This is a genomic window from Photobacterium pectinilyticum (genome assembly GCF_024357955.1).
Classification (GTDB): Bacteria; Pseudomonadota; Gammaproteobacteria; order Enterobacterales; family Vibrionaceae; genus Photobacterium; species Photobacterium pectinilyticum.
This window is the reverse complement of the sequence record NZ_JANEYT010000199.1, coordinates 1-539: the sequence shown is the minus strand read 5'-3', so window position 1 is coordinate 539 and position 539 is coordinate 1. Positions and strand designations below refer to the sequence as shown.

1 protein-coding gene is annotated in these 539 nt (G+C 45.1%); it reads left to right on the top strand.

Features of this window, described 5'->3' with window-relative positions; genetic code table 11:
- Positions 1–362, top strand: a 362-nt coding sequence (locus NHN17_RS25895) for an integrase core domain-containing protein (RefSeq protein WP_255045544.1), incomplete at its 5' end; no start/stop codon positions are given.
- Positions 363–539: the final 177 nt, after the last annotated feature.

Sequence of the window (539 nt, the reverse complement as noted above, 5' to 3'; positions counted from 1 at the left end):
TAGTTATGACCTCGACATATAGTCGCCCAAGAGTCAGTGATGATAACCCTTATGTCGAGTCATTGTTCCGTACAGTTAAGTACATGCCAAACTGGCCAACAAAGGGCTTTGAAAGTCTCGATAGTAGCCGAAGTTGGGTTGAAGCCTTCGTACTCTGGTACAACACCGAGCACAAGCACAGTAAGCTAAATTACGTCACGCCTTCAGAGCGTCACAATGGAAAAGATAAAGAGATCTTGAAGCGTCGTGTAGAGGTATTGTTCGCTGCAAAACAGCGAAAGCCTGAGCGGTGGTCTGGTGATATCAGGAACTGCGCGCCTGTTGGTGACGTTCATCTGAATCCAGAAAGAGAAGCTGCTTAATAAGCAAGCAAATGATGACAACTACCTTGAAAAACACCGTTATTGTTCGGCGAGAAGGTGAGCTTTACTGGCCCTTGGAATGGTGTAGTAGCGTTCTTCGCAGTGGTATTTACGATTCTTATTGCTGAAGTGATTGTATCGAAGATCTACTTTGCACTTGATGATAAAGCCGCTGAA